The following is a 13,023-nucleotide window of genomic DNA, read 5'->3' as shown; positions in this document are numbered from 1 at the left end:
CCACGTCGTAGGCGTGACGGCCCCTTTGCCCCCAGCAGTCATGGCCATTGAACCCGATTCCCTGTCGTCCGGGGCCTTCGAATCCCGCCTGGTGGCGCCCGACGTGGCTTCGCACGCCGAGGACTCCATCGAACGCGCCTTGCGGCCCAAATCCCTGGGGGATTACGTCGGCCAACAGCGCGTTCGCGAACAACTGGACATCTTCATCGCGGCCGCCCGCCAGCGCGGCGAGGCCCTGGACCATGTATTGCTGTTCGGCCCCCCGGGCCTGGGCAAGACCACGCTGGCGCACATCGTGGCCCATGAAATGGGGGTGCAGCTGCGACAGACCTCGGGGCCCGTGCTCGAACGGCCCGGCGATCTGGCCGCGATGCTGACCAATCTGGAACGCAACGACGTCCTGTTCATCGACGAGATCCACCGTCTGTCACCGGTCGTGGAAGAAATCCTCTATCCGGCCCTGGAAGACTTCCAGATCGACATCCTGATTGGCGAGGGCCCGGCTGCGCGCAGCGTCAAGATCGACCTGCAGCCCTTCACGCTGGTGGGGGCCACCACCCGCGCCGGCATGCTGACCAATCCGCTGCGCGACCGCTTCGGCATCGTATCCCGCCTGGAATTCTATTCGGCGGAAGACCTCACCCACATTGTGCGGCGCAGCGCCGGCCTGCTGGGGGCGGACACCTCCGCCGAAGGCGCCGCGGAAATCGCGCGGCGATCCCGGGGCACGCCCCGCATCGCCAACCGCCTGCTGCGCCGGGTGCGCGATTATGCCGAAGTCCGCGCGAATGGCCGGATCGATACGGCCACCGCCCAGGCGGCCCTGGCCATGCTGGAAGTCGATCCCCAGGGTCTGGACCTGATGGACCGCAAACTGCTGGAAGCCATCGTGCATAAATTCGATGGCGGGCCCGTGGGTGTAGACAGTCTGGCCGCCGCCATCGGCGAGGAACGCGACACCATCGAAGACGTCATCGAACCCTATCTGATCCAGAACGGCTATCTGCAGCGGACCCCGCGCGGCCGCATGGCGACGCGCCGCTGCTGGCAACACCTGGGCCTGAAGGCCCCCACCGCAGGGACGGAGCCGGATCTGTTCTAAGCCCGGATTTCCCGTACGCAGGCCACGACATCCGGCCCGTAGGTTTCCAGCTTGCGCGCGCCCACGCCGCTGATGCCGGCCAGGGCGTCCAGGCTGTCGGGATTGCGCAGGGCGATTTCGCGCAGCGTGGCGTCGTGGAAGATCACGTAGGCCGGCACATTGTGCTCACGGGCCGTGCGTGCGCGCCAGGCGCGCAGGTGCTCGAAGCGCGCCAACGCATCGGGTGGCAGGGCGTCCAGCTGGGCCGCCGTGGTGGTGCGCTGGCGGCTGGTTTTGGCGCGTTTCACGGCCAGCGGGCGCAGCATCAGGGTGCGTTCCCCTTTCAGCACGGCGCGGCTGGCCTCGGTCAGCGCCAGGGTGCCATAGCCTTCCAGGTCGACCGTCAGCAGGCCCAGGGCCAGGGCCTGGCGCAGGATGCCGCGCCAGGCGTCCACCGACAGGTTTTCCCCCACGCCGAAGACACTGAGCGTGTCGTGCCCCTGCTGCTTCACGCGGTCGGTCATCTGGCCGCGCAGGATATCGATCAGGTGGCCGCCGCCGAAGCGCTGGCCGCGTTCGCGCCACAGGCGATAGACGGCCGACAGCAGCTTCTGCACCGCCACTGTTCCGTCCCAGGCGGCGGGCGGTTCCAGACAGGTGTCGCAGTTGCCGCAGGGGCCGATGGTCTGGCCGAAATAGGCCAGCAGGTCCTGGCGACGGCAGGTGACGGTTTCGCACAGGGCCAGCATGGCGTCCAGTTGTCGCATCTGGCGACGCTGGTGCAGGGAATCGCCATCCGAGTCGTCGATCATGCGGCGTTGTTGCACCACGTCCTGCAGGCCGTAGGCCAGCCAGGCGTCGGCGGGCAAGCCGTCGCGCCCCGCGCGTCCGGTCTCCTGGTAGTAGCCTTCGACGGACTTGGGCAGGTCGATGTGGGCGACGAAACGCACGTCGGGCTTGTTGACCCCCATGCCGAAGGCGATGGTGGCGACCATCACGATGCCGTCCTCGCGCAGGAACCGTGCCTGGTTGTCGGCGCGGGTCCGGGCGTCCAGCCCGGCGTGGTAGGGCAGGGCGGCGATGCCGCTGCGCGACAGGAATTCCGCCGTCTGCTCGACGCGCGCGCGCGACAGGGCGTAGACGATGCCGCATTCCCCGGCGTGCTGGGCGCGGATGAAATCCAGCAGTTGGCGGCGGACTTCGTGTTTTTCGATGATGCTGTAGCGGATGTTGGGCCGGTCGAAGCTGGCGACGAACTGGGGAGCCTCGTCCAGCGACAGGCAGGCGACGATGTCGGTGCGCGTGGCGGCGGTGGCGGTGGCCGTCAGGGCCACGCGTGGCACGCCGGGCCAGCGCTCGGCCAGCAGTTTCAGTTCCTGATATTCCGGACGAAAGTCGTGACCCCACTGGGATACGCAATGGGCCTCGTCGATGGCGAACAAGGCAATGCGCCCGCCGTCCAGCAGATCCAGGCAGCGTGGGCTCAGCAGCCGTTCGGGGGCGACATACAGCAGGTCCAGCTCGCCGCGCAGGAAGGCGCGTTCGACCTCGCGCGCCTGGCCGGATGACTGGGTGGAATTCAGGAACGCGGCCCGCACACCCAGTTCCTGCAGTGCATCGACCTGATCCTGCATCAGCGCGATCAGCGGCGAAATCACCACGCCGGTGCCGGCGCGCACCAGTGCCGGGATCTGATAGCACAGGGACTTGCCGCCGCCGGTCGGCATGAGCACCAGGGCGTCGCCACCCGCGATGATGTGCTCGATGATTGCCTGCTGTTCGCCTCGGAACGAGTCGTAGCCGAAGACTTCGCGCAAGGCGTCCAGTGCCGAGCCGTACCGTCTGGAGGCAGGGATGCCGGGAGCGGCTTGTGCCGCGACAGGGGTGCCATCCTCGTCCCAGAACGGGATCGTGTCGTCGTGCATGCCGATCCTGTCCTAGCCCCGGGAAAGCGCCTTCAGCGCCTGGCGGATGCTTTCGGATACGTTCAAGCCTTCGGGCAGAGTTGCCGTGGCGCGCCGTGCTTCGGCGGCGGAATAGCCCAGGGCCTGCAGGGCATTGAGCACATCGCTGTCGCCGCCCGCGATCGGGGCACCATCGGCGCGTGACGCGCCGGCCAGCGGGGTGAGCTTGTCGCGCAGTTCCAGCAGCAGGCGTTCGGCGGTCTTCTTGCCGATGCCGGGTACCTTGACCAGGCGGCCGGATTCCTGACGATCGACGGCGTCGGCCAGGTCCTCGACGCTCAGGCCGGACAGCACGGCCAGGGCCGTGCGCGCACCGATGCCCGTGACCTTGATCAGTGCCCGGAAGGCGCTGCGTTCGGGGGCAGAGGCAAAACCGTAGAGCACATGGGCGTCTTCGCGGATCGCCAGATGGGTGTGCAGGCTGACGGTCTGCCCGACCGCCGGCAGCTTATAGAGCGTGCTCATGGGCACGTCGATCTCGTAGCCCAGGCCGCCGGTCTGGATGCAGACGGTGGGCGGGGTCAGTTCGACCAGGGTACCGGTGATGCGGCCGATCATGGCAGGCTCCGTGAATGAAAGGGTGGGGGGATGATCCGGGACATGGCTTGGGCGGCGTTCAGGAGATCAACCGCCCGGTGCGCAGGCGTCTTGTCCGGTGCGATAGCGTGTCGGGCGCCAGCGCCTGCAGCCGCCCGGCCAGGGGTGCGCAGTGGGCATGGCAGATGGCGCAGGCCAGCGCATCGGCCGCGTCGGGGGCCGGCTCGCCATCCAGGGTCAGCAGGTGGCGCACCATGGTCTGGATCTGTTCCTTGGTGGCACGGCCCGTGCCGACCACGGCTTTCTTGATCTGCAGGGCGGTGTATTCCTGCACGGCCAGGCCACTGTCGGCCAGGGCGCAGAGTGCCGCGCCGCGCGCCTGGCCCAGCAGCAAGGTCGAGGCGGGGTTGGCGTTCAGGAACACCTTTTCCACCGCGGCTTGATCCGCCCGGGCGTCGCGCGCGACTTCGCGCAGATTGTCCAGGATGATCTTCAGCCGGGCGTGCAGCGGCAGGGTGGGCGGCACGACAATGGTGCCGCTGGCCACATACCGCAGCCGGGACCCCTGGGCCTCGATGACCCCGAAGCCCGTGCGTCGCAAGCCCGGATCGACCCCCAGGATGCGCATCAGTGGCGGAAGTGGCGGGTGCCGGTGAAGACCATGGCGATGCCGCGTTCGTCGGCGGCCGCGATGACCTCGTCGTCGCGGATGCTGCCACCGGGCTGGATCACGCAGGTTGCGCCTGCGTCAGCCACCACATCCAGGCCGTCGCGAAACGGGAAGAAGGCATCCGACGCGACCGCCGAGCCTTGCAGGGACAGGCCGGCCTTTTCCGCCTTGATGGAGGCAATGCGCGCCGAATCGATGCGGCTCATCTGGCCCGCGCCCACGCCCAGGGTCATGCTCTGCCCGCAGAACACGATCGCGTTGGATTTGACGTACTGGGCGACGTTCCAGGCGAACAGCAGGTCCTGCATCTGGGCCGCGGTCGGGGCCAGACGCGTGACGACCTTGACGTCGGCTTCGGTGGCGGTGTGGCCGTCCGGGTCCTGCACCAGCCAGCCGCCGCCGACCCGTTTGACATCGAAGGGGTTGCGGGCGGCACCGGCACGGACTTCCAGCACACGGACATTTTTCTTCGCTGACAGCACCGCCAGCGCCGCGCCGGTGTAAGCCGGGGCGATCAGGACTTCCAGGAATTGTTCGCTGACCGCGTGGGCGGTGGCTTCGTCGACCGGCGTGTTGAAGGCGATGATGCCGCCGAAGGCCGAGGTCGGGTCGGTCTTGAATGCCTGGCGATAGGCGGCGAGCGCATCGGCGCCCAGAGCGACGCCGCAGGGGTTGGCGTGTTTGACGATGACGCAGGCCGTCGTCGGGAAGCTGCGTACGCATTCCAGGGCGGCATCCGCGTCGGCGATGTTGTTGTAGGACAGTTCCTTGCCCTGGATCTGGCGATAGCCGGCCAGCAGGCCCTCGCCGACCTGGAGGTCATGATAGAAGGCGGCGCCCTGATGCGGGTTCTCGCCGTAGCGCAGGGCTTGCTGGCGTCGCATCTGGACGGTCAGCACGCGCGGCCAGGGCTCGCGTTCGGGAACTTTGGCGGGGGCCGGTTCGCGGGTGGCCAGGCTGCTGAGATAGGCTGCGATCGCGCCGTCGTAGGCAGCGGTATGGGCATAGACCTTGGCGGCGAGTTCCAGTCGCAGGCCGTAGGACGGCTGATGGGCCGGACCGTCCATGTCGGCCAGTACGCGCGGATAGTCTGCCGGGTCGATCACGACGGTCACGCCGCCCTGTTCGGAGCCATGATTTTTCGCGGCCGAGCGCAGCATGGCCGGCCCGCCGATGTCGATGTTCTCGATGGCATCGGCCAGGATGCAGTCCGGGTTGGCGATCGTCTGCAGGAACGGGTACAGGTTGACCACCAGCAGATCGATCGGGGGGATGTTCTGTTCCTTCAGGGTGCGCATGTGTTCCGGATCGTCGCGGCGCGCGAGCAGCCCCCCATGGATGCGGGGGTGCAGGGTCTTGACCCGGCCGTCCAGGATTTCCGGCGAGCCGGTGTGGGTGGCGACTTCGGTCACCTGCAGGCCCGCGTCGCGCAGCAGGCGGGCGGTGCCGCCGGTCGACAGCAGGGATACCCCGCGCTGGGCCAGCGCCTGGGCGAATTCGAGGACGCCCGATTTGTCGGACACGGAGATCAAAGCAGTCTGGATGGTCATGGCAGCGAGAGAAAAAAGGAAAAGGGTGGCCGGCCGTCGGCCAGGGATCAGGCCGTCAGCTGATGAACCTGGAGTTTCTTGCGCAAAGTGCCGCGGGTGATGCCGAGCATGTCGGCGGCGCGCGTCTGGTTGCCTTCAGTGCGTTCCATCGCGACCAGCAGGACGGTGCGTTCGACGCAGAGGTTGACCATGGCCAGCATGTCGTTGGGCGCGGATTCCCCGAGGTCTTCGAAGTAGCGGTCGAGCTGGTCGCGAACGGCTTGTTCCAGGGGCGTGGTGGTAGGCATGGGTAACAAATTCAGAGAAATGTCAGGATGAAGGATTTCAGTGTAAGACAGGGATTGCGGGTGCGTCAGCGGATTGATCTTCCAGCCAGCGGCGCAGCGCGCGGGATTGTTGTTCGGTGCTGCCTAGTGTCATGATCGCGGGCAGCAGCGCATCGGTGCCGGGCAGATCCGCCAGATACCAGCCGATGTGCTTGCGGGCCGTGCGCACCCCGGTGTATTCGCCGTAGAACGTGTAGTGGTCTTCGAGGTGGCTGAGCAGATGCTCGCGCAATTCGCCATACGTGGGTGGCGGCAGATGCGTGCCGTGCGCCAGATAGTGAGCGATTTCACGGAAGATCCAGGGACGGCCCTGGGCGGCGCGACCGACCATGATTGCGTCGGCCCCAGTGTAGTCTAGAACCCGCCGGGCTTTTTCGGGGCTGTCGATATCGCCATTGGCGATCAGGGGGATGCGGATGGCTTGCCGGACGTCGCGGATGGTGTCGTATTCCGCCTCGCCGGTGTACAGGTCGCAGCGGGTGCGCCCGTGCAGGGTCAGGGCGGCGATGCCGCAGTCTTCCGCCAGCCGGGCGACCCGGACGGCATTGCGGCTGTCGCGGTCCCAGCCGGTGCGGGTCTTCAATGTGACCGGGATGCCCAGGGGTGCGCAGGCGGCCACGACGCGCTGAAGGATGCGGGCAACAAGCGCCTCGTCGCGCAGCAGGGCGGACCCGGAAGCGACGTTGCAGACTTTCTTGGCCGGACAGCCCATGTTGATGTCGATGATGCGCGCGCCTTTGCGGACGTTGAACAGGGCGGCCTCGGCCAGCATGTCCGGGTCGGCCCCGGCGATCTGCACGGCGACTGGATCCGGCTCGCCGGTGTGGTCCAGCCGCCGGGATGTCTTCACGCTGTCCCACAGACGCGGATTGCTGGCGGCCATTTCCGAGACGGCATAGGCAGCCCCCAACGCCTTGCACAGGCGTCGATAGGGGCGGTCGGTGACCCCCGCCATGGGGGCCACGCAGACCGGGTGGGGCAGGGTCCAGGTTCCGATGCGCATGACCGACATTGTAGAAGCTGCGGCCTGGGTTACAGGCGCTGGCCCTGCAGCAGATGGCGGGCCAGTGGCTTGCGCAGCATCGGCAGCAGGTCCATCGCGGCCAACCCCAGGCCGCAGGCATGGCGCACCAGCGGGTTGCCCGTGGCGAACAGGCGCGGCAGGGTATCGGTGATCCCGAGGGTCAGCCCGCGATCCAGGCGGCGCTGCCGGGCATAGTGTTCCAGCAGGGGCTGGACTGGCTGTTCTGGCGTGGCCAGCCAGGGCTGCAGGATGTGCGCCAGCTGGGCCGCGTCGCGCAGCCCCAGGTTCAGCCCCTGGCCGGCCACCGGGTGCAGAGTCTGGGCGGCATTGCCGACAGCCACGATGCCCGCGCCCTGCAGACTGGGCCCCGCATGCAGGGACAAGGGGAACGTGCTGGCGGCGCCGACCCGGCATAGCCGGCCCAGGCGCTGGCCGAATGCGGCCTGCAGGGCGTGGTCGAAGGCGGCTTCCGGCAGGGTGGACAGCGCCTGGGCCTGTGCGGGGCGGGCGCACCAGACCAGGCTGTACAGATCATGGCCGGCCGGATGCGGCAACAGGGCCAGTGGCCCGGTGCGGGTGAAGCGTTCGAAGGCGCGCCCCGGGATCGGGCTGGCGGCCCGCACCGTGGCCAGTACCGCCTGCTGGTCGTAGTCGCGGCGCAGCCCCTGGGGCTGTGCGCCGTCCGATATCAGGACCAGGCGGCTGGTGGCCGGGCCGTCGGCCAGCCGCAAGGTGACTGGCTGCCCGGCTTGCGGGCGGGGGGGGCGCTCGGCGATGTGTCGCACACCGCTGCGCGCGACGGCGGCATGCAGGGATTCGAGCAGATCATCGTAGGCCACTACGCTGCCCAGGCGGGGGACGGCGAGTTCCGCTTGGTCGATCAACGTGCGCCCCAGGTGCCCGGCCTGCGAGACGTGAACGGTGAGAATGTCGGCCGCCCGAGCCGGCCAGGCGTCCAGATGCCGCAGCAGCTGGCGGCTGCCGTGGTTCAGGGCCAGGGCGCGCGGATCGATCGATTGTCCGGGTGCGCGGGCCGCCGGGGCCGGACCCATCAGCGCGATGCGGTCCGGATGCGGTGCGGCGCGTGCCAGGCCGAGGGCCAGCACACAGCCCACCGGGCCGGAACCGAGAATCACGAGGTCATAGGTCGGGGCTGACATGGCAGTGGACGATCAGGGAAAACGCCCATTTTAGAATGCTTTAAACTAAGCGGATTGCGTTTTTCCGATCTGTCGGCCCCTCATGGACCCGCTTGCCTGGCTGCAGCCCTGGGAATTCTCTCCCGTCCTGGTCATGGCCTTTCTGGCCTCGGCATGGCTGTTCGTGCGCGGGCGGCAGGTGCATCGGGTGGGGCGCGCGCGTCAGGCCCTGTTCTGGATCGGCTGGGTATTGCTGTACTTGTCCCTGCACACCCGCGTCGATTATTACGCCGAACGCATGTTCTTCATTCACCGCCTGCAGCATCTGGTGCTGCACCACCTCGGGCCGTTGCTCGTCATGGGGGCGTATCCGGGGCAGGTGATGCGCGCGGGGCTGCCGCCGGCCTGGCGTACTGGCCTGGCCGCCGCTCGTCGTCGCCCGCTGTTGCGCGGCCTCGAAACTCTCGCCACGCATCGTTTCCTGATTCCTTTTCTGTTTGTGGTGCTGGTGCTGGTCTGGCTGGAGCCCACCGTCCAGTTCTACTCCATGCTGGACTGGCGTATCTACCGGTTCATGAACTGGTCGGTCGTCATCAGCGGGCTGCTCTACTGGAACCTAATCCTCGACCGGCGACCCCATCCGCCAGCGGTCATGTCGGCGGGTGGCCGGGTGTTTTCCCCGGTATTCACCATGGTGCCGCAGATGGTGGCCGGCGCCGCGATCGCCTTCACCACCCACGACCTTTACCCCGTATTCGAATTGTGCGGGCGCGCGCTTCCCAGTTTCGGGGCGCTCGACGATCAGGTGATCGGCGGGCTGATCATGTGGGTGCCCGCCGGGCTGATCGAGTCCTTCGGGCTTCTTTATGCCCTGGGGACGTTGATGCGCCTGTCGTCGCGTGGGCGTCTGCCGCCATCCAGGCGGCGCGTGGCGCGCCAGCCGGTCGGCGCCTGAACGAGGGGTCCCATGAAGGGTGGAATTCGGGTGCGGCAAGCAGGGCGGGCACTGTGTCTGGTGGGCGCGCTGGCGTGCGCGCTGCCGGCCTGGGGACAGCCGATGGGCCTGCCGTCGCTAGGGGCGGTCTCCTCGGCCGAATTGTCTCCCGTCGTCGAACGGACATTGGGCCAGGCCATCATGGAAGAAGGCCGCCACGATCCCACCTACATCGCCGATCTGGACGTCAACCAGTACCTGACCGGCATGGGCCGCCGGCTGGCTGCCCATGCCCCGCAGCCTCTCAGCCAGACCATCACCGTGTTCGCGGTGCGCGATCCGTCCATCAACGCCTTCGCCTTGCCCGGTGGCTTCATCGGGGTCAACAGCGGCCTCGTCGTGGGGGCGCAGAGCGAATCCGAACTGGCCGGTGTGCTGGCGCACGAGATCGGCCACGTCATGCAGCGCCACATTGCGCGCGGCATCGCCCAGCAATCCGAGGGTACCGGCCTCATGGTCGCCAGCCTGATTGGTGCCTTGCTGGCCGGGCTGGCGGGTCAGGGTAATCTGGCCATGGGGGTGGCCGCGTTCGGTCAGGCCGCGACCATCGACCGCCAACTGGGCTTTTCCCGGGGCGCCGAACAAGAGGCGGACCGGGCCGGGTTCCAGATGATGCGCCAGGCGGGTTTCGATCCGCACGGCATGCTCGACATGTTCCGGCGCCTGATGAATGCCTCGCGCCTGAATGAAGGCCATGGCGGCGGCTATGCATCGACACACCCGTTGTCCATTCAGCGGCTGTCCGACATCGAGAACCGCTTGGCGGAATTGCCGCCCGCGACTGTGCGTGTCGATCCCGAGTTCTGGTTCGTGCGCACGCGTCTCGCGCTGATCCAGTCCCGTGGCAACGAGGACCGTCAACGGCTTGTCGAGATCCTGAGAAGCGACGTTCGTGATCGGCAAGGCGCCCGCAAGGCGGCTGCGCTCTACGGGCTGGCTTGGCTGGACTGGAAGGCGGGTCATGCGGCGGATGCCGAACGGCAACTGGCGGCGGCACGGGAAATCCAGCCTGCACCGCAGGTGGACATCCTGGCGATCCAGTTGGCGCAATCCCGGGGATCCACGGCTGCGGTGGATGCGGCGGCGCAAGCCTGGAAGCGATGGCCGGACAGCCAGGCCGTGGCCCAGGAACGTGCCCGCGCCCTGCAGTCCGCGGGTCAGGATCAGGCCGCGGTCGCCTTTTTGCGAGCCGCCGTCAAGCAGTGGCCCCGGATTCCGGAATTCCAGCAGTTGCTCGCCAACGGCCTGGAGCGTTTGGGCGACCATATCGAGGCGCACGAGGCCATGGCGTCCTATTTCGAACAGACGGGCGCCTTGCCCACCGCCGTGGAACACCTGCAGCAGGCGCGCAGCCTGTCGAAGGATTTCTACGTCCAGTCGCGGCTGGACATGCGCATCCGCGCTTTGCGCGAACAGCTGGATACGCAGCGTGCCTTGCTGGCGCCATACAAGAAATAAATCACCCGCCCGTCCGGAAGAAATGCAGCAGCCGCGTCGGCAGCCAGCGTAGATTGCCGGGGAACATGCCGGTCACGAAGGCGGCATGCCCCCCCTGGCCTGGCTGGTGCAGCAGCACGTCGCCGGACGTATCCCGGCTGCCGGGCAGGGATGCCTCGGGGACGAATGGATCATTGCGGGCGTTCAGGATCAGCGTCGGGACGCGGATGCCGGGCAGCAGCGGCAGGCTGGCCGCGCGGGTCCAGTAATCCAGCGCGTTGCGATAGCCATGCATGGGGGCGGTGTACAGGTCGTCGAATTCGCGCAGGCTGCGCATGTGCTGGGTGCGCATGACGTCGATGGAACCGGGAAATTCCTGGGCCTTTTCGAAGATCTTGCGGCGGATGCTGTGCAGGAAATACCGTGAATACAGCTGTCGCCCCAGGAAAGTGTCCGAGAGGCGCTGGCCGCAGGCCGGCAGATTCATGGGGACGGACACTGCGGCCGCGGCCTCAAGCCCCTGGATACTGCGACCGGCCTCGCCCAGATGCTTGAGCAGGGCGTTGCCGCCCAGCGAGACGCCGACGGCATGCCATCGGGCCTGTGGCAGTCGGCTGCGGACGTGGTCCAGCATGAAGGCGATTTCGGCCGAGTCGCCGCTGTAGTAGGCGCGCGCCATTCGGTTGGGCACCCCCGAGCAACCACGGAAATGCGCGGCCACCACGATCCAGCCCTGGCTGCGAAAGGCATGGGCAATGGCCTGCATGTATGGGCTCAGGCTGTTGCCTTCGAGCCCGTGAAACAGGATCAGCGCCGGACTGTCGGCAGGCAGTCGCGGCCAGTCGGCGATATCGAGCCAGCGCCGCGCTGCGGTGCCCACCAGCCCGGATTCGTGCGGGGTCGGTTGGCCGTCCGGCTGTTCGTTGGGGTTGAGCCCCGGGCCGCACCAGTCCAGGTCCACGAAGTCGCCGTCGGGGGTGTCCACACGCTCGCGGACGAACCAGATCGCCGGATGCTGCGCGCAGAAGGCGCCGTACAGCGTCTGGGCATGCCCGCCCGGCAGCCAGACCGGAACCGGGCAGTGGCTGGTGTCGACGCGGGCTGACGGGTCAGAGACGGATGCCGGCCTGTTCGTGGCCATGCGGGTGGTCGCCGTCGCGCAGAACGTATTCGGCGCCGCAGTACTGGCATTTTGCGACGCCGTTCTTCACGACTTCGATGTAGGTGCGGGGATGCATGCTCCAGAGGGGCGATTTCGGGCCGGGGCAGAAGACCGGCAGGTCTTCGGCGCCGACGACGATGGGATCCTGGTGTTGCTGTGCGGATTCGGACACGCTGCTCATGGTGTTTCCTGGTCAGACCTTCGAGAGCCAGTGATGGTATTTCGGGGTTTTGCCCGAAACGGCATCGAAGAAGGCTTTCTGCAATTGGGCGGTGATGGGGCCGCGCTCGCCGGCGCCGATCTGGCGGCCGTCGATTTCGCGGATGGGGGTGACTTCGGCGGCGGTGCCGGTGAAGAAGGCTTCGTCCGCGATGTAGAGATCGTCGCGGGTGAGACGGCGGGAGACGATCCGCAGGTCGAGATCGGCCGCGATCTGGTGGATCGAGGCGCGGGTGATGCCGGTCAGGGCGCAGGCGATGTCCGGTTCGTACAGGACGCCGTCGCGCACGATGAACAGGTTTTCTCCGGAGCCTTCGGCCACGAAGCCTTCAGTGTCCAGCAGGATGGCTTCGTCGTAGCCGTGTTCCAGGGCTTCTGTGTTGGCCAGGATGGAGTTGGCATAGGTGCTGGCGATCTTCGCGCGCGGCATGGTGACGTTGACGTGCTGGCGGGCGTAGGACGAGATCTTGACCCGGATGCCTTGTTTCAGGGCGTCTTCACCCAGATAGGCGCCCCAGGCCCAGGCGGCGATGGCCACGTGCACCTGAGCGCCCTTGGGCGAGACCCCCATTTTTTCGGAACCGTAGAACACGATCGGGCGGATGTAGCAGGATTCGAGTTCGTTGCGGCGCACGACCTCGACCTGGGCCTCGGAGATCGCCTCGCGCGTGAAGGGGATCTTCATCTGGTAGATGTGCGCGGAATTGAACAAGCGCCGGGTGTGGTCTTCCAGGCGGAAGATGGCCGTGCCATGGTCGGTCTTGTAGGCCCGGACGCCCTCGAAGACGGACAGGCCGTAATGCAGTGAGTGCGTCAGGACGTGGGTGGTTGCCTCGCGCCAGGGCACGAGTTTGCCGTCATACCAGATCACCCCGTCACGGTCGGACATGGACATTGCCTTCTCCCCGAATAATGAGGCT

13 protein-coding genes are annotated in these 13,023 nt (G+C 67.3%); 3 read left to right on the top strand and 10 right to left on the bottom strand.

All coding sequences use genetic code 11. The features are described from left to right. Window positions 1-40: 40 nt before the first annotated feature. Window positions 41-1,102, top strand: a complete 1,062-nt coding sequence (gene ruvB, locus ABCV34_RS07990) for a Holliday junction branch migration DNA helicase RuvB (RefSeq protein WP_345795695.1) — start codon at window positions 41-43, stop codon at window positions 1,100-1,102. Here ruvB and recQ read toward each other — a convergent pair. Genes recQ through ABCV34_RS07955 form a run of 7 tightly spaced genes read right to left on the bottom strand, consistent with a single transcriptional unit; the run spans window position 1,099 to window position 8,312 of the window. Beyond that, on the bottom strand, window positions 1,099-3,006 hold the full coding sequence (gene recQ / locus ABCV34_RS07985) for a DNA helicase RecQ (protein ID WP_345795694.1): 1,908 nt from the start codon (window positions 3,004-3,006) through the stop codon (window positions 1,099-1,101). The two genes, ruvB and recQ, sit on opposite strands and share 4 nt — an antisense overlap. Before the next feature lie 12 nt (window positions 3,007-3,018). Then, window positions 3,019-3,603, bottom strand: a complete 585-nt coding sequence (gene ruvA / locus ABCV34_RS07980) for a Holliday junction branch migration protein RuvA (RefSeq protein WP_345795693.1) — start codon at window positions 3,601-3,603, stop codon at window positions 3,019-3,021. Between the two features lie 58 nt (window positions 3,604-3,661). After that, window positions 3,662-4,210, bottom strand: a complete 549-nt coding sequence (ruvC, locus tag ABCV34_RS07975) for a crossover junction endodeoxyribonuclease RuvC (RefSeq protein WP_345795692.1) — start codon at window positions 4,208-4,210, stop codon at window positions 3,662-3,664. Continuing rightward, window positions 4,210-5,802 carry a bifunctional phosphoribosylaminoimidazolecarboxamide formyltransferase/IMP cyclohydrolase gene (gene purH / locus ABCV34_RS07970; RefSeq protein ID WP_345795691.1) on the bottom strand — a complete coding sequence of 531 codons (1,593 nt, stop codon included), beginning with the start codon at window positions 5,800-5,802 and terminating at the stop codon, window positions 4,210-4,212. The genes ruvC and purH overlap by 1 nt, the downstream gene beginning before the upstream one ends. 47 nt (window positions 5,803-5,849) lie before the next feature. Continuing rightward, entirely contained in the window at window positions 5,850-6,089 is a 240-nt protein-coding gene (locus tag ABCV34_RS07965) for a helix-turn-helix domain-containing protein (protein WP_345795690.1), read from the bottom strand. Between the two features lie 37 nt (window positions 6,090-6,126). Next, the gene (dusB, locus tag ABCV34_RS07960; RefSeq protein WP_345795689.1) at window positions 6,127-7,131 is read right to left on the bottom strand and encodes a tRNA dihydrouridine synthase DusB; all 1,005 of its coding nucleotides are present in this window, start codon (window positions 7,129-7,131) and stop codon (window positions 6,127-6,129) included. Between the two features lie 29 nt (window positions 7,132-7,160). After that, entirely contained in the window at window positions 7,161-8,312 is a 1,152-nt protein-coding gene (locus ABCV34_RS07955; protein ID WP_345795688.1) for an FAD-dependent monooxygenase, read from the bottom strand. Between the two features lie 82 nt (window positions 8,313-8,394). Here ABCV34_RS07955 and ABCV34_RS07950 point away from each other — a divergent pair, with 82 nt between their 5' ends. Both ABCV34_RS07950 and ABCV34_RS07945 read left to right on the top strand, forming a co-directional pair. Further along, the gene (locus tag ABCV34_RS07950) at window positions 8,395-9,246 is read left to right on the top strand and encodes a cytochrome c oxidase assembly protein (protein WP_345795687.1); all 852 of its coding nucleotides are present in this window, start codon (window positions 8,395-8,397) and stop codon (window positions 9,244-9,246) included. 12 nt (window positions 9,247-9,258) lie between these two features. Beyond that, window positions 9,259-10,743, top strand: a complete 1,485-nt coding sequence (locus ABCV34_RS07945; protein ID WP_345795686.1) for a M48 family metalloprotease — start codon at window positions 9,259-9,261, stop codon at window positions 10,741-10,743. A 1-nt stretch (window position 10,744) separates the two neighbouring features. On the opposite strand, the gene ABCV34_RS07940 is transcribed toward ABCV34_RS07945, so the two are convergent. Genes ABCV34_RS07940 through ABCV34_RS07930 form a run of 3 tightly spaced genes read right to left on the bottom strand, consistent with a single transcriptional unit; the run spans window position 10,745 to window position 12,998 of the window. Continuing rightward, window positions 10,745-11,863 carry an alpha/beta fold hydrolase gene (locus tag ABCV34_RS07940; RefSeq protein WP_345795685.1) on the bottom strand — a complete coding sequence of 373 codons (1,119 nt, stop codon included), beginning with the start codon at window positions 11,861-11,863 and terminating at the stop codon, window positions 10,745-10,747. Then, a complete protein-coding gene (locus ABCV34_RS07935; RefSeq protein WP_345795684.1) occupies window positions 11,832-12,065 on the bottom strand; it encodes a zinc-finger domain-containing protein in 234 nt (77 codons plus the stop codon). The genes ABCV34_RS07940 and ABCV34_RS07935 overlap by 32 nt, the downstream gene beginning before the upstream one ends. A gap of 12 nt (window positions 12,066-12,077) precedes the next feature. Continuing rightward, window positions 12,078-12,998: a branched-chain amino acid transaminase gene (locus tag ABCV34_RS07930; RefSeq protein WP_345795683.1), complete on the bottom strand. Its 921-nt coding sequence runs from the start codon at window positions 12,996-12,998 to the stop codon at window positions 12,078-12,080. Window positions 12,999-13,023: the final 25 nt, after the last annotated feature.

This window comes from Castellaniella sp. MT123 (genome assembly GCF_039614765.1).
Taxonomy (GTDB): Bacteria; Pseudomonadota; Gammaproteobacteria; order Burkholderiales; family Burkholderiaceae_B; genus Castellaniella.
Note: the sequence above shows the minus strand (reverse complement) of the source record. Positions and strands in the feature narration are given on the sequence as shown.

Coding starts and splice junctions, on each gene's coding strand:
- ABCV34_RS07940 (WP_345795685.1), bottom strand. CDS start 11,863: ATGGCCACGAACAGGCCGGCATCCGTCTCTGACCCGTCAGCCCGCGTC.
- ABCV34_RS07945 (WP_345795686.1), top strand. CDS start 9,259: ATGAAGGGTGGAATTCGGGTGCGGCAAGCAGGGCGGGCACTGTGTCTG.
- purH (WP_345795691.1), bottom strand. CDS start 5,802: ATGACCATCCAGACTGCTTTGATCTCCGTGTCCGACAAATCGGGCGTC.
- ABCV34_RS07930 (WP_345795683.1), bottom strand. CDS start 12,998: ATGTCCATGTCCGACCGTGACGGGGTGATCTGGTATGACGGCAAACTC.
- ruvC (WP_345795692.1), bottom strand. CDS start 4,210: ATGCGCATCCTGGGGGTCGATCCGGGCTTGCGACGCACGGGCTTCGGG.
- ABCV34_RS07935 (WP_345795684.1), bottom strand. CDS start 12,065: ATGAGCAGCGTGTCCGAATCCGCACAGCAACACCAGGATCCCATCGTC.
- ruvA (WP_345795693.1), bottom strand. CDS start 3,603: ATGATCGGCCGCATCACCGGTACCCTGGTCGAACTGACCCCGCCCACC.
- dusB (WP_345795689.1), bottom strand. CDS start 7,131: ATGCGCATCGGAACCTGGACCCTGCCCCACCCGGTCTGCGTGGCCCCC.
- ABCV34_RS07965 (WP_345795690.1), bottom strand. CDS start 6,089: ATGCCTACCACCACGCCCCTGGAACAAGCCGTTCGCGACCAGCTCGAC.
- ABCV34_RS07950 (WP_345795687.1), top strand. CDS start 8,395: ATGGACCCGCTTGCCTGGCTGCAGCCCTGGGAATTCTCTCCCGTCCTG.
- ABCV34_RS07955 (WP_345795688.1), bottom strand. CDS start 8,312: ATGTCAGCCCCGACCTATGACCTCGTGATTCTCGGTTCCGGCCCGGTG.
- ruvB (WP_345795695.1), top strand. CDS start 41: ATGGCCATTGAACCCGATTCCCTGTCGTCCGGGGCCTTCGAATCCCGC.
- recQ (WP_345795694.1), bottom strand. CDS start 3,006: ATGCACGACGACACGATCCCGTTCTGGGACGAGGATGGCACCCCTGTC.